This window comes from Moritella sp. (assembly GCF_013215705.1).
Classification (GTDB): domain Bacteria; phylum Pseudomonadota; class Gammaproteobacteria; order Enterobacterales; family Moritellaceae; genus Moritella.
Genome location: NZ_JABSQR010000020.1, coordinates 29,982 through 48,795, shown reverse-complemented (window position 1 = coordinate 48,795; position 18,814 = coordinate 29,982). Strand labels below are relative to the sequence as shown.

Genomic DNA, 18,814 nt, shown 5'->3' with positions numbered 1-18,814 from the left:
TATCTAATGAATATACCTTCATATTTAGTAACGTACTGTAACAAATCGTTACATATAGTAAGGCCCGGGTTACACCTGCGTATTACAGCTTCAAATATAACAAGTGGTCACATTTATAATGGGCATCACATTAAAATTTATAAATAGTTCAAATAGCGTTCAAAAATGAAACTCTATTTTTTAATTACTTTTAATTAGGTTTTTCAATTGATAGAGGCACTTAATATTAGGTAGGTCAAGACGTCGATATATCGTAAAAGAAGATTGTTTAAACTTATTTTGGTGGGAATATGATCCTCAGGACTAAGTTGCAGTTCTGAGGATCATAAGTGTTAACTTATACTTTATTCAACACTAGCTATCGCTGAGCATGTTACCTTTATCTTCTAACCAAGCTCGGCGATCTGCAGAGCGTTTTTTGGCAAGTAGCATATCCATCATGGCGAATGTTTCGTCTGCATCATCAATCGTTAAACGGACTAAACGGCGGGTATTAGGATCCATGGTGGTTTCCCGCAATTGTAACGGATTCATTTCACCCAGTCCTTTAAAACGTTGCACGTTGATCTTACCGCGTTTTTTCTCGGACTCGATACGATCGATAATGCCATTTTTCTCGGCTTCATCTAGTGCATAAAAGACCTCTTTACCAATATCGATACGATATAACGGCGGCATTGCGACAAACGCATGCCCGGCTTCAACCATGGCTCTAAAATGTTTATAAAATAATGCACATAGCAAGGTCGCAATATGCAGACCGTCGGAATCGGCATCCGCTAAAATACAGATTTTGCCATAACGTAACCCGGAAATATCATCCGAGTCAGGGTCAATACCCAGCGCCACAGAAATATTATGAACTTCTTCTGAAGCCAGTACTTGGGCAGAGTCAACTTCCCAGGTATTTAAGATCTTACCGCGCAATGGCATGACCGCTTGAAACTCACGATCACGGGCTTGTTTCGCCGAACCACCAGCAGAGTCACCTTCCACCAAGAACAGTTCTGAACGCATTGGGTCTTGACCCGAACAATCGGTTAATTTACCCGGCAATGCAGGGCCACTAGTCACCCGCTTACGCGCCACTTTCTTACTGGCTTTTAAGCGTTTCTGGGCGTTGTTAATACACACTTCAGCCAGCAGTTCAGCCAGATCGGTATTGGAATTTAACCATAATGAAAACGAATCTTTAACCACACCAGAAACAAACGCAGCACACTGACGTGATGACAAACGTTCTTTGGTTTGTCCGGCAAATTGTGGATCTTGCATTTTAACCGACAAGATATAAGAGCAACGATCCCAAATATCATCCGGCGTTAACTTCACGCCACGTGGCAATAAGCTACGGAATTCACAGAACTCACGCATGGCATCGAGCAGCCCTTGACGTAAACCATTAACATGGGTACCACCGAGCACTGTCGGGATCAAGTTAACATAACTTTCCGTCACCGACTCACCGCCTTCAGGCAACCAGATCACCGCCCAATCAGCCGCTTCATTGTTGGCTGAAAAACTGCCCACAAACGGCGTTTCAGGTATTGTCGGCCACTTATCTAGTGACTCCATCAAATAATCTTCTAGGCCTTTTTCAAAGCACCAGGCATGTTTTTCTTTATTAACTTTGTCGTCAAACTTAATGTTTAAACCAGGACACAATACCGCTTTAGCGCGTAAGTTATGCACCAAGCGTTTAGCGGAGAAGTTACCCGAATCAAAATAGCTCGGATCCGGCCAGAAATGGACCTTGGTACCCGTGGTACGAATGCCAATGGTACCAATCACTTCTAATTCAGACACCTTTTCGCCATGTTCAAAGGCGATTTGATAGATTTGGCCACCTCGGCGAATGGTGATTTCAACTCGTTTAGATAATGCGTTTACAACCGAAATACCTACCCCGTGTAGACCACCGGAGAATTGATAACTATCGTTCGAGAATTTACCACCCGCATGTAACTTAGATAAAATCAGCTCAACACCACTCACCCCTTCCACAGGATGAATATCCACCGGCATACCACGACCATCATCGCTCACTTCTAGCGATTGGTCTGCATGTAAGGTAACGGTAATGCTCTGAGCATGACCAGCTAACGCTTCATCGACACTGTTATCGATAACTTCTTGGCCAAGGTGATTAGGGCGTACTGTGTCGGTATACATACCGGGTCTACGACGTACTGGTTCGAGACCATTTAGGACTTCAATCGAGCCCGCGTTATATTCTTGAGTCATGAGTTTCTTTTATGCTGTTCGTTACATCTACTTGAATGCAAGAAAGGTTAAAATATCGCTAAGATAACGTTCAAATCCGATAAAAGCATGATCACCGCCCTGCTCTACCGTTAATTTTGCCGCATTATATTTTGCTGTTGCTTGGCTATAGTCTAACACTTCATCATCGGTCTGTAATAGTGCCCAAATCGTTTCAGGGTGAACTAATACCGGACAATCCAATGCACGTAGTTCATCTATGTGCTGTTCGGTAAGGATAAATACGTTGTCAGTATACTGATTGGTGTTCTCACCTAAATAATCCACCAGCAACTCGTAAGGTTTGACTGCCGGATTAACAATGACCGCAGGACGATTAAATACCTGATTCACTTTCGTCGCATAATAACCGCCGAGTGAACTGCCCACCACGCCTAACTGATAACCAGGATAACGGGCCACAATCGCTTCTATCTGTAACCACGCTTGTTGCGGATAAGGCGATAGATTCGGAATTTCAATGGTTATCTCTGGGTGGTATAAGCCAAGATAATCGGCCATTTGTTGTGCTTTAATCGACTTTGGCGAACTATTAAAACCGTGTAAATAGAGCAGAAGCATGGGAGCCATGTATTCATTTACCTCAGCGTAATGGGTGAGTATCGAGGCGTGTCATTACCTCGATAACGTTGTTAGATCAGGACAAGGCTAGCCAGAATATTAGTAACCTGTGGACTCTAGGTCGGGATTAAAATCGTTGTTCGACAAACGCCAAACTTGACTGTTAATCGAACCATCACTGTGCAGCTGCAAATAACGCCAACCCGGCGCACGGGCATCAAGCGTAAATTCATCACAATGCGGTTTAAATTGGAAGCACGTCGATGGTGATGCCATAAAGTGAATACCAGCATAGGTTTTATCCAATTGCTGATGAACATGGCCAAATAACACATGATTGGCTTGCGAGTGTTTCGCAAGTATCGCTAAGAATGCATCCGCATTACGTAAGAGATGTTGGTCTAGCCATTTACACCCGACAGGATAAACATTGTGATGTAATACCACTAATGCGTATTTATCTGGGTGCGCGCTAAGTTGTTCGTCAAGCAGAAGCAGTTGTTCGGGCGCAAGATAACCAGCTGGAGAGCCCGTTAACTGTGAATCGAGTAAAATAATCTGCCAGTCACCCACAATTTTATATTTATCCGCCAGAACCCCTTCGGCTCTTAAAGCATCGGCCATCAATGGAATATTGTCGTGATTACCCGGCAACCAATAACACGGCTTATTTAGACGTTTAATATGTTGAGCAAAGTATTGATAAGACGCAGGCGTATTGTCTTGAGAAATGTCACCCGTAGCAAGCACAGCATCAAACGGTTGTTGATTCTGGAGAATGGCATCAATGACATGGCGATAACTCGATTGCGTTTGCACCCCGAGCAGATCTTTCTCAGCGGTGGCAAACAAATGAGTATCTGTCACTTGTAATAAATTAATCACATTATGCTTTACAGTTAACTTAGAAATGTCCGCACCCACAATAATCTTTAACCCTTATCCTTATATGTTGTCTAATAATGACGAATACTGCCAATCGACACACTGATTACAAGATTACTTAGCTATTAGCATACCCTAATACAGGCTAATAAATCTGTTGTCCAGCACACATTTCCACAATTCTAATCATCATAGATTCAAATGACTTAGCGACAGATAAGCCGATTCACCATTGTAGCGCTACAGCCAAGACTTTTGCAATGTTTGAAAATTCAATTGTAACCACTGGATACCAATAATAGTCGAGGCGTTATTTATTCGCCCTGTTTGTACCATATTATAAGCAGTTTCGCGACTCACCACATGTACGCGTATATCTTCACCTTCACTTGCTAAACCATGAACGCCTTCCGCGGTGCTGCTATCGACCTCACCCACGTATAAATCGATAACTTCACTGCTGCCACCGGGACTAACAAGAAACTGCATAATGAAATCACAACGGCCAATCGTCACACCGGCTTCTTCTAATGCTTCACGTTTCACGACTTCGGCAGAATCTTCACCTTGTTTATCTATCATGCCTGCCACTAATTCCAGTAACCAAGGTTGTGAGCTTGATTCTATAGCCGGAATTCTTATCTGCTCTATCAGAACCACTTCATCACGACCCGCATCATAAGGGATCACTGCCGCCGCATTACCACGTTCAAATACTTCTCGGCTTATTTCACCACTCCAACCACCAGCAAACAGCCTATGTTTAAAGGTATAAGTGTTAATCTTAAAGAAACCATTAAAAACCTGTTGTTTGTTTATGATCTCAATATCAGCAATATCATACTCAGATTGTATTTCTAACTTTCGACTTTTCATTTACATCTCCTAAAATATACTGATAATAAAGGGTTGCGGTGAATACCATGTGGACAGCTAGCGGTTAAGGATTATTCCTAGTAGATATACTAATAATTCCATATCGACATTAATTCAACGTTTAAAACTCGAGCGTTGAGATAACACCTAGTATAAGATGGAAATCATCCTATTAATCTAACTATCTCTTTTGGATAATTATTAATTTGACTAAGCAGTATCATTATTTATTGTTATGCGAATTCATAACTGCCACTATTTACACTTAAGGTAACCACCAATGAAGTTTAATAAAATTCTTCTAGCCTGCGGTCTGGCATTTTTTGCTCACTCAGCCAGTGCTGATAATCTACAGCAAATATTTCAACAAGCCTTGACCAAAGATCCTCTTTACTTAGAAGCACAAGCAAACCGTGATGCCGCACTAGAGAAAATTACTGAACAAGAAGCAGCTAACTTACCACAAATTGGGCTAAGTGCTGATCTGGGTTACGGCATTACGAGTGATTATACTACCGCAAATACAACCTCTAACGGTAATGCATTAACAGGCTCAGTTGGCATTGGTTTAACCCAATCATTATATGAAGAAAGTAATTTCATTAATGTTAGCCAAGCTGCTAAGCAAGCAGAACAAAGTGAACTTGCTGTGCAAGCTGAACTGCAAAATCTGATTTTACGCGTAGCAAATGCGTACTTCAGCGTATTGAGCGCTAACGATACCTTAGAATTCTCTAACCGTAATAAAGAAGCGGTAGAGCGTCAACTTGAGCAAACAACGCAACGTTATAATGTCGGTCTAACGGATAAAACAGACGTTTTAGAAGCGCAATCTAGCTTTGATTTATCGGTGGCAGAGGTCATTAATGCTGAAAATACCTTAGCCAATAGTTACGAATCATTAACTGAAATTACCGGTTTAATCCATATTGACATTGCAACGTTAAATACCTCACGCTTTAGCCCTACAGAACCAGACGGTCACCGTGATAGCTGGTTAGCCACCGCTAACAACCAAAACTTAGCCATTCAGATCCAACGTATTGCCAAGCAAATTGCCGAAGGTAATGTTGATCTAGCCAGCTCTACCGATAACATGTCATTGAACTTAGTGGCAAATGCAGGCGCTAAATACAGCGATTACGGCGATAAAAATAGCAGTAACAATGCGGGTCTAGAAAGCACAGTTTCTTCTGCTAATGTCGGCATCGAATTTAGCATGCCGCTATACACAGGTGGCGCGGTAACGTCGGCAGAGAAACAAGCCGCTTACCAAGTCACAGCAAGTCAAGAGCAATTAACCAGAGCGAGTCGTGAAGTACAAACTAAAATTCGTACTTTTTACAATAACGTAACCGCCGGATTAAGCTCTATTAAAGCTTACGAGCAAACGGTTAAGTCCTCTCAAAGTGCTTTAGAAGCAACGCAGGCTGGCTTTGGTGTTGGTACCCGTACCATCATTGATGTATTAGATGCGACAAAAACGTTATATCAATCGAAGCAATCATTATCCGCATCGCGTTATAAGTACATCATTAGTATGTTACAGTTGAAACAAGCCGCTGGTACGTTGAACGCTGAAGATATTGATTTAGTCAATGCTGGGTTAGAAACGAGCAACTAAGTAAAACGTAACACTGAATATCCAGGCGACCATGTGTGTCGCCTTTTTTATAACTAAAATCTTCTGTAACAGCCAAACACAAACCAATTAAACGTATAAATATAAGTTACTTGCTTGTATTTATAATATTAACTCGCGCGAATGAGATGTTTCCATGACAGACAAGAATAAAACCAACACCCCCATGGTAAGTAAAGAAAATACCAAGTTTGAAGGACGATTTCTGCATCCTAAACACTGGCCATTACTGTTAGCTGCCACTGTTTTGTGGTTTATCTCCTTATTACCGAACAATATTCAAAATGTTCTGGGTCGTGCGTTAGGCCGATTGGTCGCGAAAATTGTACCCAAGCGTCTAAAAACAGCGCAACAAAACCTAGCACTGAGTTTTCCGGATAAATCTGTTGACGAAATTACGGCATTAGCAAAAGAAAATTTTGAATACACAGGTTTAGCCGTTATTGATACTGCCAATGCCTGGTTCTGGCCTGATTGGCGTATTAAGCAAAATATGGTTATCGAAGGACAAGAACATATCGACCAAGCCAAAGCGGATGGTAACGGTATGCTGATCTTGGGATCGCATTTTTTATCGCTGGAAATATCAGCGCGTATCTTTGGTCTATTACGACCAGCCTATGCAATCTATCGTCCGAACAAAAATCCATTGATGGAATATTTACAATGCCGTGGTCGCACCCTGTCAAATAAAGCCTTAATCAATCGCCGAGATATCAAAGGCATGTTACGCGTACTCGATGAAGGTGAACCACTATGGTATGCCCCAGACCATGATTATGGTCCTCGTCGCAGCGTATTTGTGCCCTTCTTTGCGGTTGATAAAGCCTGTACCATTACCGGTACCACACTGTTTGCCTCGGGTAAAAATACGAAAACCTACCCTGCATCGTCTTGTCGTCTGCCGGATGGCCGTTACAAGTTAACGATCCGTGCACCACTGGAAAATTTCCCAACTGGGAACGAAGTGGAAGATGCCACTATCTGTAATAAAGAATGTGAAAAATCTATTTTAGAGCAGGTGCCGCAATACATGTGGTTGCATCGCCGCTTTAAAACCCGTCCAGAAGGTGAGCCGAGCTTGTATAAGTAATCGGTTACATAAACATAGACCAATAAATAAAAATCCTATTGATGAAACACGGTAATGTGCACATCAATAGGATTTTTTCGTTTAACTACAGCGCAAATAACTGCTGCCAATAGTCGGTCACGACTTTTCGCTGCACCGTAAATTCACTATTGGCAACAATCCCTTTCTTACCTAATAAATTAAGTCGGTGGATCTCATCACGCATTTGGCAGTAACTTGCGGTTAAATCCTCCCCCAATGTTTGGCTAATTAAACCTTCCGCCACACAACGGCTAATAATACGGACATTATCAGGCCACAGCTGCAGCTTGGGTATCTGCGCTGCATGATTTAACACAATATACTGCATCATAAATTCAATATCGGTAATGCCGCCAGATGATTGCTTAATATCAAATTGTTCGGCATTGGCGGTGAGTAAATGGTTACGCATTTTCAAGCGCATTTCCACCACTTGTTTTTGCAATTCGGCGGTATCTCGCGGTTTGGCAAGAATACTGCGTTTCACCTCGTTAAACCGTTTTTGAATCAACTTATCACCATAAACAATACGCGTACGCACTAATGATTGATGCTCCCAGGTCCATGCTTCGTTACTCTGATAATCCAAGAAACGTGATACCGGACAAGCCAGTACCCCAGAGTTACCCGATGGACGCAAACGCATATCCACTTCATACAAAATACCAGTGCTGGTGCGGGTACTAAAAATATGAATAATACGTTGCGCAAGACGTAGGTAGAACTGACGACTATCAATCTCTTTGGCGCCGTTGGTCATACCTGCAGTTTCACAATTATGAATGAACACCAGATCCAGATCCGAACCATAACCCAGTTCAATACCACCCAGCTTACCGTAAGCGACAACGGCAAAACCTTTCTCACCAGTTTCCACGACATTGTGCGGTATACCGTGTTTCTCTTCTAACTGTTGCCATGCTAGGTTGACCACGTTATCAATCACAGCTTCCGCTAACCAAGTCAGGTGATCACTCACTTTCATTAACGCTAGCTCACCGGCAATATCGGCGGCAGCAATACGCAGTAATTGGGTTTGTTTAAATTGACGTAATGCTTCGAGCTGCTGTTCCTGATCTTCTTCAGGGATACGTAACATAAACTGACGTAATTCACTGCGATATTCATGTAATGGCGTGGGGTGATACAAATGCGATGGCACCAACAGCTCATCTAATAAAATCGGGTGACTCGACAGCTGCTTCGCCACCATAGGACTCGCACCACATAAACGTAATAACTGGGTTAATGCTAAGTCATTTTCGACTAACAATTCTAAATACGCAGTGCGATTTAAGATCTTTAATAACAACGCAATAATACGCGGTAACAACGCCACAGGGTCATCCGCTTTCAGGATCGAAAATAGCAGCTTAGGCAATAATTTCTCTATCGTTTGTCGACCTCGAGGGCCCACGGTTTTACGGGCATAGTCGCTCTTAAAATGATTTAAGTCGTGCGCAAAAGTTTGTGCATCTTGCTGTGTTAAACCATATTCAGCCAATAAAGTGACCACTTCATCCGTTGATAGCTCCAAATGCCATAAATCTAATGCTGGTTGTGACTCTTCATTATCCTCATCATCCCCACCAATCACCTGACTAAACTCGCGATGGATCGCCGCCATCACTTGATAAACATGCACATAAAAACTATCCCAATCAGCGTAACCTAATATACTAATTAACCGACTGCGATCTAACGCTGACTGCGGTAAGGTTTGTGTCTGCGTATCATTTATTTGCTGGAGAATATTCTCGACTTGGCGCAAGTAACAATAGCTGTCGGTAAGTACGGTATAACTCTCTGCAGAGATCTCACCAAGCGACTGCAATACTTTCAACGTTGCTAACAAGGATTTAATTTGTAGTACCGGTTCACGCCCACCCCGAATAAGCTGAAAGGTTTGTGCCACAAATTCAACTTCTCGAATACCACCACTACCCAGCTTAATATTATCTTTCAATCCCTTACGACGTACATCTGCTTTAATCATGGCCTTCATATTACGCAGCGCATCAATGGCACTAAAATCCACATAACGGCGATAGATAAACGGACGGAGCATTTTTTCGAGTTCAACTCTGGTTTCTGCATTACCACCCAAAGCACGGGCTTTCACCATGGCATAGCGTTCCCAGTCTCGACCTTGGTTCTGGTAATATTCTTCAAACGCATTAAAACTCATGACTAAGGGGCCAGAATCGCCAAACGGACGCAAACGCATATCGACACGGTAAGCAAAACCATCGGCAGTAACTTGGTGTAATGCGGCAATTAATCGCTGGCCTAAGCGCTGGAAGAATTTTTGATTCGTCACCGTACGGCCAGCGCCGACAGTCTCGCCGGATTCTGGATAAGTAAAAATAAGATCAATGTCAGATGAGAAATTCAGTTCGCCCCCCCCTAACTTGCCCATTGCTAAAATAACCAACTGCTGCTTTACGCCTTCGGGGTTAACAGGTGTGCCCTGCTCTTGACATTGCAGTTGATATAACCAGTCCAATGCACCTTCAATTAAACGGTCAGCAAGGTGAGAGGTGTGGGTAAAACTTTCCGTTAGCTGGGCTAATTGTAATAGCTCTCGCCAAGCGATAATGCACATATGGAAACGGCGAAATTTTCGTATCGTACGTAATAATGCCGGTTCAGAATCACAAGCCGTTAACTGCTCATTTAAGTGTGCTTCGACGTGTGAAGTTCGGGATACTTGTGAGAGTAGACCAGACTGCCAAATATCGTTAAGTAAACCAGTATTGTTAATACAGCTTTCCGCAATAAAATCACTTAACGAAAACACCCGTTGGCTCTGCGCAATTTGTTCTGCAGACAATAAGGCTAAGTCACGCTCATTGCGCTCACACCAACGCTGCCAATACATACTTCCTGTATCCGCTAATACATCAACAATTTGACATTCTGTACTCATAAACGACATCCATATAATTAAGGCTTGAGATCCAATTAATTCAACAATTTAAACCGGCTGTTTATATCAACAATGCACAGATAGACATGCTATGCCTTACATGCTATTACTTAGCGATATTAATTTATCATTAGTAAACGATTATGGCAGCTAAAATCGTAAAAGAAGGTAACCTTTAATGTCTGTGTTTGAAACTCTCTTGTCGTCGGATCTGTTGCTGTTTTTACTTGCCGACCTCATCATCGCCTTAGCATTTTTATTCGCAATGCGCTTTTTCACCGGCACTGTCGACAACATAGATACCATAGACGAACTGGCCAAGCGTGACAATTTTGCTTTTGGTATTAGTTTAGCGGGTGCCATTTTTGGTTTAGGCATCGTGCTTTCTGGGGCTATTTCAGGTGAAAAAGCCGCCACGCTACCCATCGAAATATTAGGGATGAGCCTGTATGGGCTCGCCGGATTAGTACTGATCAAACTGGGGCGCTGGATCCATGATCGCGTCTCTCTCAATCGACTCGATAAAAATGCCGAAATTGCCCGACGTAACGTCGCCGTGGCGATTGTCGATGCCTGTGCCGCGATTTCCACCGCCATCATTATTCGTTCGACACTGGTTTGGGCTGAAGGCTTAGAACTCATCACCTTCATCGCGATCTTCTGTGGTTTCCTTATTTATCAAACTATTATGTTACTCATGACCCGTTACCGTGAACACCGTTATTCACGCGGCAATCTCGGTACTTCTATGCAACAGGCTTTTAAAGATAATAATATTGCAGCGGCACTGCGGCATGGCGGCTATCTTATTGGGGTGGCCATTGCGGTAACGATAGCCAGCAACTATATCTATTATGATACCGCCAATCTGTTGACCACATTAGGCTCGTGGATGCTGTTTAGCTTGGTGATGCTAACCACCTTTACTCTCCTTGCCATCATCGCCAAAAAAATAATTCTCAATGGCGTGAATATTAATAAAGAAGTGGATTTACAAAATAACATTGGCATCGCCGCGATGGATATGGCCATCAATTTATCCATCGCTGTCATCCTTATGGCATTATTAATTTAATGTTTCGACGTGCGATATAGCAGCTAGTTTATGAATACAATGAACTTTTATATCAGTTTCCGGACCAAACAAAGTAATCGTTACATATATAAATGCTATAAATAGTATAAATTAAGCGCAAGTCGCTTGACATATTATGTCTTGGGGCTTAAAGTTAAACTTACTTAGACATAATATGTCAAAAAGGAACCAGATGAACATACATAAAATTGCAAATTATCTTAATGATCTTGGCGACAAGTCTGACACCGGTTATAAGTTTGACTGTACCCCCATTTCTGGTGATGTTGATGTACTACGAGTCGACGTTGAAGGTCGTGAAGAAATTCCCATTTTTGTTTCTGTCACTGATGAGCAAATTCTTTGTATTGCTTATTTATGGGGCGAAAACGAAGTTAAAGCAGAAAAACGAGTCGACATGCTAGAAGCGATGTTAGAACTTAACATCCCAATGCCGCTATCATCATTCGCTAAAATCGGCGATATGTATGTGGTTTATGGTGCACTGTCAGTACAGTCCACCATCGCCGATATCGAGCATGAATTAGTTGTATTAAGTGATAACAGTCTCGAAGTTATTACTGAATTATCAGATTATTTAGTTTAATCCCTACTTCGAAGGAGAAGTTTATGAGCATTTTTAAGAAAATTATGACCGCGATCCGTGGTGGCGCCCGTGAAGTAGGTGAAGGTATTGTTGATGCAAACTCAATGCGTATCTTCGAACAAGAAATTCGCGATGCCCAAACGCATTTAACCAATGCTAAACGTAATTTAACGGACGTGATGGCAAAGCAAATGCAATCAAGCCGTGAGCTTGATCGGGTTAAAGCTAACCTAACAGAGCACGAAGGTTATGCGGTACAAGCATTAAATGCCGGTAACGAAGCGTTAGCGCTAGAAGTTGCTGAAAAAATTGCGCAACTAGAGCAAGAAGTTATCGAACAGCAACAAAATCTAGATAGCTTTACCAGCAGCGCAACGAAACTAAAAGACTTAGTGAAGAGAAGTGAACGTCAATTGTCTGAGCATCAACGCCAACTAACGATGGTGAAAACCACTGATAGCGTACAAAAAGCCACATCCGCTATCACTGACAATTTTAGCGCCAGCAATTCAAAACTGCTCAGTGCCAAAGATTCACTCGAGCGCATCAAGCAAAAACAGCAAGATTTTGATGATCGTATGCTTGCCGCTGATGAATTACAAGCAGAAGGCAGCGACCAATCATTAAAAGCGAAACTAGCTGAAGCAGGTATTGGCCAGCAGCAAAGCAGCGCTAACTCGGTACTAGAACGTTTGAAAGCAAAGCAAAATAGCTAAACTTAATAACAAAATAGACTGATCACAGCCATAACGTTAATGGCGCAGCAACAACGCCATTAATTTTTAATAGGAACAGCCGACGTGAAAACGAGCTGTTCCTTTTTGTCATTCAGCTATATGACAGGAATAATAATGAGCTTCTTCAAAAAATTATTTAAAAAATCCGCAGCAACAACCCCAACCCGCGACCTCAACCACGCCAGCAAGTTAATTATTGGTGATATTATCGAATTTAGCGACAGTTTCACTTTACCCAGTGAAGTACGTCAGCAAAAATTTGAAGTGATCGCGGTTGAAACACTGGAGTTCGAACACCAACATTACCCACGCTTTAAGCTACAAGGTGAACAGCAGACGTATGTTTGGTTATCCCTGCCTGGTCACGATCACAACAATTTCCAACTCAGTCTGGAGCTCACACGTGAAGAAGTCTCACAGTTATTCGATTTAGACTTATTTAGTGATGTGTTCGAAGAAGGTTTTACTGAGTTACCTAGCCAACTGCCCGTCTCGTTAGGTGATTGGCATGCTGAACGTTATTACCAGCAAGATATTGCTACTGTCGGTTATCACCATAGAACCGACTTTAGAACCTCAGCGCCGTCGCAATATACCGATAAAAACCCAGGCCGGGAGTTTGAGTTTTATCACTTACATGACGCTAAAGAAAACAAACTAATCGATATTATGGTACATAATAACGGTGATACAGATGTGTACTTGACCGTACAGCTTGGTAATGACAGTATTACTGGATACTGGCCAATAGCATAAACACAGTACAAGGCAGATTAAAAATGGTTAAATCACGTGAGTTACCGGAAAAATGGCTATCGTCCCAGAAGGCGATGAAAGCGGTTCAGGTAGCATTTGATATGGATGAAAAGATCCAATACAAGATCCGAAAAGCGGCGCTAGATCATAACTTAAGCCCATCAGAACAGATCCGCGACATTCTCGGTTTAACCGTGAATAAACGGCCGAAAAGACCGCGTCTGACCGTGTCGTTAAACAACCAAGATTATATTGAGTTAGCTGAAAAATATGGCTTACAACCAGAGCAGCAATTAGAAATTAAAAAATTAGTGATTGAAGATCTGGTGAAATTTTCAGAATAACCCGTCAAACGAGACTTTATCGGCTCTCATTGGTATCTCGCCCTGTGGGGTGAGAGAATGAGCTATTAACTATTAATAATCAGTGACAGTGACATCTACATGCCACTGCTCACCACTTATTTACTCTGTTAACCAATAGGGGCGCATGGTTAATGCTTGATGCCGCGTTTGCTCCATCGCATCCAGTAATGAATGCTGACGACGGTCTAACAGCTTATTAATTTGCAACGCAATCGCTTCCGGTTGTTGCCGAACCACGATCATCAACATATCTAATACCGCTAAATCCTCAATGCCTTGCAAAATATCTTGCCAAGGTAACCGAAATTTATCACGACATTCAGATGCATAATGGTGGCTAAAACAGTGCCCAGTTAACAAGTTTTGTTTTAATTTTGTCTGCAGCTGTAAATAACCAGCAGCATCCAATTGCGCTTCTGATAAAGGCGAATCAAGTACATTTTGCCAACTTGCTTGTAAATGACTATTTGAAAATGACAGAATATTACCACTATCAAGCTTGACACTGCTTAAACCTTGGCTTAATAACTGACTGACCGCCAGCATAATGCGGGCATATCTTGCGCTATTAAACAGTGTGTCAATGTCGGTAAAATCAATATAACTGCTTTGTAGTGCTTGTAACTCTTTACTAATGCGCTTATGTTCTGGGAATTTACGAATCAATTGGCCATTATGGATCAGCACATGCTGTAATTGTGTCGCACAATCAACATTTGACAACTGCTGTTGCAACCAATTTAATTCCGTCTGCTTAAGGGCAATCTCAGGCAAGATATTAATATACGTTTGCATGGTCTGTTGGATCAAGGTTACCCCAACTAATACTTCTCCGAGTGCAGCGATATCCTGAGTATCCAAATACAACTGTTCATGATGCTGCCAATGCGCATAACTTTGAGTCAGTGTCGTTAAAAATATATCGGCTAAGGTTTCTGCTTCGCGTTTCGGTATCGTTAGCACCAGGGGCTTAACTTTAGGATGATATAAACCCGCGAGTTGATAACCTCGTTTTGCTTTACTGACATTACCCAAACGCACGTTATCTAATTGGGTGATCTGCTGGGCTAGTGTAAAGAGATCAGCAATAGTACCGCGCACCAATTCTAATTCAATTTCACAGATCGGGTAGCTATTGTCACCACTGCGCGCCATACCTTGATCAAATACCACTTCAATCTCAGCACTGTTAGACAACTGTATATGCCACATAGTCCGTTCAAAATCTGTGGTGAATAAATCGACAAGATCTGCCTGTAATTGGGCTACATTGGTCTCTGGCGGCCATATTCCCGCGGGAAAATCCACCAATGTTGGTACGTCACCAACTAAGGGTAAATTATATTCTGGGCGCTGATGTAACCCGCCACGCACAATGCCGGCGGTTTTAATCGTTTGCTCGGCAAAATTTAAACTTTTACGCGTGCGTAAACCAAAGTCGAATTGACGAAATTGGGATGTCGTTGTATCAAAATAGGTATTAGATAAAGGCTTAACAGCCTGCTCAATTATCACATAATTAGCTAATAGTTTTTCTAATTGTGACTTAACCTGTGGTTTAACAACAAATTTTATTTCAACTTCCGTGCTCATCCGGCCTCGCTAGACTCATAAACGATAAAATAATGCCAAGATAAAACAGCGTATCCCGCACTTAAAGTATAAAACTTACCAATTATTTTAAAAGCTGTCTAAGGTTAAATACCTAATTAGTGAATATTATTAGCAGTTAAAAAAAGAAATATATTGATATTGGTCTAATTCAATCGCTAATTAAGCAATTTTTATATTGCAAACTCGTGAGAGTGGTTTAACATTCCCGACATCTTTAAAAGTGTACATATTATTGTCACATACATGGATTATGGCTATGCCAGTAAATACGATTTTAGGACTTTTTGCTAAGTCGCCGATTACCCCATTACAAGAACACATCACGAAAGTGCATGAGACTTGTGAATTGTTAGTTCCATTCTTTATTGCAACAGCACAACAAGACTGGGATAAAGCGGAAATAATCCGCCAGCAAATTTCTCAATGTGAGCGAGATGCTGACGTATTGAAACGTGAAATTCGTTTGAAGTTACCACGTGGTATCTTTATGCCTGTCGATCGTACTGATATGTTAGACCTGCTTACTCAGCAAGATAAGATCGCCAATCGTGCGAAAGATATTGCCGGTCGTGTTATCGGTCGCAACTTGCAACTTCCGACCGAAATTTCGGATGATTTCACGCTGTACCTAAAACGTTGCATTGATGCAACCGCGCAGGCTAAAAAAGCCATTAATGAATTAGATGAGCTACTTGAAACTGGCTTTAGAGGCCGTGAAGTAGATCTTGTTGAAAACATGATCAACGAACTTGATTGTATCGAAGATGATACCGATGCAATGCAGATCGTATTACGTCAGAAACTACGTAAAATTGAAAATAACTACAATCCAATTGATGTTATGTTCCTTTACAAAATCTTAGAGTGGGTTGGCGGCTTAGCCGATCAAGCCGAAACTGTTGGCGCACGCCTCGAACTAATGCTAGCGCGTAATTAAGATCACTATAGGTATATAAATAATGGAAATCATTCAAGCATACGGTCCTTATCTACTGTTTCTTGCGGCTGTCTTCGGTCTTTATATGGCATGGGGCATTGGTGCCAATGACGTAGCAAATGCGATGGGGACCTCTGTAGGTACCAAATCACTAACCGTAAAACAAGCGATCTTTATCGCCATCATCTTTGAATTTGCTGGCGCTTATTTAGCCGGTGGTGAAGTAACCGATACCGTGCGTAAAGGTATCGTTGACCTTGCCGTATTTAAAGAACAAGGCCGCCCTGATGCATTAGCATTTGGTATGATCGCTTCGCTACTTGCGGCGGGTACTTGGTTAATGATCGCATCAATTTTTGGCTGGCCAGTATCAACGACACACTCAATTATCGGGGCCATCATAGGTTTTGCGGTTGTCAGTGTTGGTCCAGAAGCCGTACAGTGGGATAAAGCCGGTGGTATTGTTGGCAGTTGGGTGCTCACCCCCGTACTCTCCGGTGTCATCGCTTATTTCACCTTTATGAGTATTCAAAAACTCATTTTTGATACTAAAGATCCGCTGGCTAACGCCAAACGTTACGTGCCTTTCTACATGGCTCTAACGACATTTGTTATTGCAATGGTCACGATTAAAAAAGGCCTAAAACATGTCGGTTTACATTTAACCACAGGTGAAGCTTTAGTTGCTTCGGCAGTGATCAGTCTACTGGTTGCTATTGTTGGTGCTATTTATATCAGCAAACAGAACTACAACCCAAGTAATGACAAAGACATGCACTTCTCTAATGTAGAGAAAGTATTTGGTATCTTAATGATCATTACCGCTTGTGCTATGGCATTTGCGCACGGCTCTAACGATGTTGCCAATGCGATTGGTCCATTAGCAGCGGTGGTCTCTATTGTTCAACACGGTGGCGAAATTGCCGAAAAAGCCGAGCTAGCATGGTGGATCTTACCACTGGGTGGTTTCGGTATCGTGGTTGGTCTAGCGACTATGGGTCATAAAGTAATGTCAACTATCGGCACTGGTATCACCGAACTAACCCCAAGCCGTGGCTTTGCAGCACAGCTAGCGACGGCGACAACGGTTGTTATTGCCTCAGGTTCAGGTTTACCTATTTCTACCACACAAACGCTCGTAGGGGCTGTGTTAGGTGTAGGTATGGCGCGTGGTATTGCGGCACTGAATCTCAACGTTGTCAGAACGATCGTGGTTTCTTGGGTCGTAACACTACCTGCTGGTGCAGTGCTCTCAATTATTTTCTACAAGATCTTAGAAGCTGTCTTTGTAGTGTAATTGGTTACATTGTGATGAAAAGGCCATCAGAAAATTGATGGCCTTTTTTGTAAATCCACTCAATTTATATTTTTGTGACGGTAAATTAGCATCTGAGGCTTGTCGAAATTCGATTTTATACTTATGATGCTTATCATAATACTTCGTCTACGGGACATTTTGTGAAGATTAAACAACTCATTATCGCAACACTGCTAACACTCGTTAGCGTATCTAGCTTTGCGAAAGAAACACGTTATATCAGTGATGATGTGGCGATTTATATGCATTCAGGTCCAGGGACCCAATATCGGATTATTGGTACGGTCAAAGCCGGTGAAGCGGTCACCTATTTACAAACGAATGCAGGCTCTAACTTTACGCAGATCATCACTAGCAAAGACAAAACCGCGTGGATTGACGGTAAATCACTGTCACGACAAGTGAGTTTGAAAGTACGAACACCTAAGCTACAAGCTGAACTGGTAAAAACCAAAGCAGCATTAGCGAAAATCAGCAGTAAAAACACCGCGGCTATCGCAACGTTAACGGATGCTAACCGTGATGTACTCGCAGAAAAAGAAGCTGGCATCGCTGCACAAGCGAATAATATTGCTTCTTTAACGGCAGAGAACAGCGCATTAACTGAAGAAGCAGTGCGTTTACGTGAAGAAAATGAGCAATTATCTACCCGCCTAGATACCAAAGAAGAAGATGAACAACATCGCTTCATGATCCTCGGTGCGCTCATTCTTGCTGCCGGTTTAATTGCTGGATTAATCATTCCATCAATTCGCTTCCGTCGCAAGAAAAATAACGGCTGGGATTAATGATTTATTCACAATTCTAAGTAACTAAACACCCTATCCCTGAATCTGTATAAACCGCCTATCCTTAATTATAGTAAGGATAGGCGGTTTGCTACAGTCTGTATCTTCACGGCATTACGATGCTGAAATGGTCAACCCATCTGCTTTTGTATTACTTACCTTATTCGATTTTCTGTTCGCACTTGGTTATCGTTACGAACAAGAAAAGTATAGATACAAGGTGAAAATTTCCGGTTTAATTGCTACAAAATTACGAACCCTAATAATATCAGGATTCGTAATTCAATTTACAGTTAACTTCTTAGATTAGAACTTAACAATGTCTTT

Annotated in this window: 16 protein-coding genes; 10 read left to right on the top strand and 6 right to left on the bottom strand. The window is 42.0% G+C overall.

Annotated elements, in window-relative coordinates:
• Positions 1–354 precede the first annotated feature (354 nt).
• From parE to nudF, 4 genes are all read right to left on the bottom strand, one after another.
• Positions 355–2,244, bottom strand: a complete 1,890-nt coding sequence (gene parE / locus HRT96_RS14100; RefSeq protein ID WP_293157878.1) for a DNA topoisomerase IV subunit B — start codon at positions 2,242–2,244, stop codon at positions 355–357.
• Positions 2,245–2,271: 27 nt separating this feature from the next.
• Positions 2,272–2,853, bottom strand: coding sequence for an esterase YqiA (gene yqiA / locus HRT96_RS14095; protein WP_293157875.1), 582 nt, complete (start codon positions 2,851–2,853; stop codon positions 2,272–2,274).
• A 90-nt stretch (positions 2,854–2,943) separates the two neighbouring features.
• The gene (cpdA, locus tag HRT96_RS14090; protein ID WP_293157872.1) at positions 2,944–3,768 is read right to left on the bottom strand and encodes a 3',5'-cyclic-AMP phosphodiesterase; all 825 of its coding nucleotides are present in this window, start codon (positions 3,766–3,768) and stop codon (positions 2,944–2,946) included.
• Between the two features lie 201 nt (positions 3,769–3,969).
• Positions 3,970–4,605 (bottom strand): ADP-ribose diphosphatase, encoded by a 636-nt coding sequence (nudF, locus tag HRT96_RS14085; RefSeq protein WP_293157869.1) that lies wholly within the window; start codon positions 4,603–4,605, stop codon positions 3,970–3,972.
• A 280-nt stretch (positions 4,606–4,885) separates the two neighbouring features.
• Between nudF and HRT96_RS14080 the strand changes: the two genes are divergently transcribed.
• A complete protein-coding gene (locus HRT96_RS14080; protein WP_293157866.1) occupies positions 4,886–6,229 on the top strand; it encodes a TolC family outer membrane protein in 1,344 nt (447 codons plus the stop codon).
• A gap of 154 nt (positions 6,230–6,383) precedes the next feature.
• The gene (gene lpxL / locus HRT96_RS14075; protein WP_293157863.1) at positions 6,384–7,340 is read left to right on the top strand and encodes an LpxL/LpxP family Kdo(2)-lipid IV(A) lauroyl/palmitoleoyl acyltransferase; all 957 of its coding nucleotides are present in this window, start codon (positions 6,384–6,386) and stop codon (positions 7,338–7,340) included.
• Between the two features lie 85 nt (positions 7,341–7,425).
• Here the strand turns inward: lpxL and glnE are convergent, their stop codons facing one another.
• Positions 7,426–10,290, bottom strand: coding sequence for a bifunctional [glutamate--ammonia ligase]-adenylyl-L-tyrosine phosphorylase/[glutamate--ammonia-ligase] adenylyltransferase (glnE, locus tag HRT96_RS14070; RefSeq protein WP_293157860.1), 2,865 nt, complete (start codon positions 10,288–10,290; stop codon positions 7,426–7,428).
• 178 nt (positions 10,291–10,468) lie between these two features.
• On the opposite strand from glnE, the gene HRT96_RS14065 reads away from it, so the two are divergent.
• From HRT96_RS14065 to HRT96_RS14045, 5 genes are all read left to right on the top strand, one after another.
• Positions 10,469–11,365, top strand: coding sequence for a DUF350 domain-containing protein (locus HRT96_RS14065; RefSeq protein ID WP_293157857.1), 897 nt, complete (start codon positions 10,469–10,471; stop codon positions 11,363–11,365).
• 193 nt (positions 11,366–11,558) lie between these two features.
• Entirely contained in the window at positions 11,559–11,972 is a 414-nt protein-coding gene (locus HRT96_RS14060; protein WP_293157855.1) for a DUF2170 family protein, read from the top strand.
• Between the two features lie 23 nt (positions 11,973–11,995).
• The gene (locus tag HRT96_RS14055; RefSeq protein ID WP_006030200.1) at positions 11,996–12,688 is read left to right on the top strand and encodes a PspA/IM30 family protein; all 693 of its coding nucleotides are present in this window, start codon (positions 11,996–11,998) and stop codon (positions 12,686–12,688) included.
• Between the two features lie 135 nt (positions 12,689–12,823).
• On the top strand, positions 12,824–13,465 hold the full coding sequence (locus HRT96_RS14050) for a hypothetical protein (RefSeq protein WP_293157852.1): 642 nt from the start codon (positions 12,824–12,826) through the stop codon (positions 13,463–13,465).
• Between the two features lie 23 nt (positions 13,466–13,488).
• Positions 13,489–13,809: a hypothetical protein gene (locus HRT96_RS14045; protein WP_006030202.1), complete on the top strand. Its 321-nt coding sequence runs from the start codon at positions 13,489–13,491 to the stop codon at positions 13,807–13,809.
• Between the two features lie 120 nt (positions 13,810–13,929).
• Here the strand turns inward: HRT96_RS14045 and HRT96_RS14040 are convergent, their stop codons facing one another.
• Positions 13,930–15,423, bottom strand: a complete 1,494-nt coding sequence (locus HRT96_RS14040) for a CYTH and CHAD domain-containing protein (protein WP_293157849.1) — start codon at positions 15,421–15,423, stop codon at positions 13,930–13,932.
• 277 nt (positions 15,424–15,700) lie between these two features.
• On the opposite strand from HRT96_RS14040, the gene HRT96_RS14035 reads away from it, so the two are divergent.
• The 3 genes from HRT96_RS14035 to HRT96_RS14025 all read left to right on the top strand — a co-directional run bounded on the left by HRT96_RS14035 (position 15,701) and on the right by HRT96_RS14025 (position 18,487).
• The gene (locus tag HRT96_RS14035) at positions 15,701–16,381 is read left to right on the top strand and encodes a TIGR00153 family protein (RefSeq protein WP_293157846.1); all 681 of its coding nucleotides are present in this window, start codon (positions 15,701–15,703) and stop codon (positions 16,379–16,381) included.
• A gap of 22 nt (positions 16,382–16,403) precedes the next feature.
• On the top strand, positions 16,404–17,678 hold the full coding sequence (locus HRT96_RS14030; protein WP_293157843.1) for an inorganic phosphate transporter: 1,275 nt from the start codon (positions 16,404–16,406) through the stop codon (positions 17,676–17,678).
• A gap of 161 nt (positions 17,679–17,839) precedes the next feature.
• A complete protein-coding gene (locus HRT96_RS14025) occupies positions 17,840–18,487 on the top strand; it encodes a TIGR04211 family SH3 domain-containing protein (protein WP_293157840.1) in 648 nt (215 codons plus the stop codon).
• The last annotated feature ends 327 nt before the right edge of the window (positions 18,488–18,814 follow it).

Bases quoted from the DNA above. Each gene is read 5' to 3' on its own strand.
- parE (WP_293157878.1), bottom strand. From the start codon at position 2,244: ATGACTCAAGAATATAACGCGGGCTCGATTGAAGTCCTAAATGGTCTC.
- yqiA (WP_293157875.1), bottom strand. From the start codon at position 2,853: ATGGCTCCCATGCTTCTGCTCTATTTACACGGTTTTAATAGTTCGCCA.
- nudF (WP_293157869.1), bottom strand. From the start codon at position 4,605: ATGAAAAGTCGAAAGTTAGAAATACAATCTGAGTATGATATTGCTGAT.
- HRT96_RS14080 (WP_293157866.1), top strand. From the start codon at position 4,886: ATGAAGTTTAATAAAATTCTTCTAGCCTGCGGTCTGGCATTTTTTGCT.
- lpxL (WP_293157863.1), top strand. From the start codon at position 6,384: ATGACAGACAAGAATAAAACCAACACCCCCATGGTAAGTAAAGAAAAT.
- glnE (WP_293157860.1), bottom strand. From the start codon at position 10,290: ATGAGTACAGAATGTCAAATTGTTGATGTATTAGCGGATACAGGAAGT.
- HRT96_RS14065 (WP_293157857.1), top strand. From the start codon at position 10,469: ATGTCTGTGTTTGAAACTCTCTTGTCGTCGGATCTGTTGCTGTTTTTA.
- HRT96_RS14060 (WP_293157855.1), top strand. From the start codon at position 11,559: ATGAACATACATAAAATTGCAAATTATCTTAATGATCTTGGCGACAAG.
- HRT96_RS14055 (WP_006030200.1), top strand. From the start codon at position 11,996: ATGAGCATTTTTAAGAAAATTATGACCGCGATCCGTGGTGGCGCCCGT.
- HRT96_RS14050 (WP_293157852.1), top strand. From the start codon at position 12,824: ATGAGCTTCTTCAAAAAATTATTTAAAAAATCCGCAGCAACAACCCCA.
- HRT96_RS14045 (WP_006030202.1), top strand. From the start codon at position 13,489: ATGGTTAAATCACGTGAGTTACCGGAAAAATGGCTATCGTCCCAGAAG.
- HRT96_RS14040 (WP_293157849.1), bottom strand. From the start codon at position 15,423: ATGAGCACGGAAGTTGAAATAAAATTTGTTGTTAAACCACAGGTTAAG.
- HRT96_RS14035 (WP_293157846.1), top strand. From the start codon at position 15,701: ATGCCAGTAAATACGATTTTAGGACTTTTTGCTAAGTCGCCGATTACC.
- HRT96_RS14030 (WP_293157843.1), top strand. From the start codon at position 16,404: ATGGAAATCATTCAAGCATACGGTCCTTATCTACTGTTTCTTGCGGCT.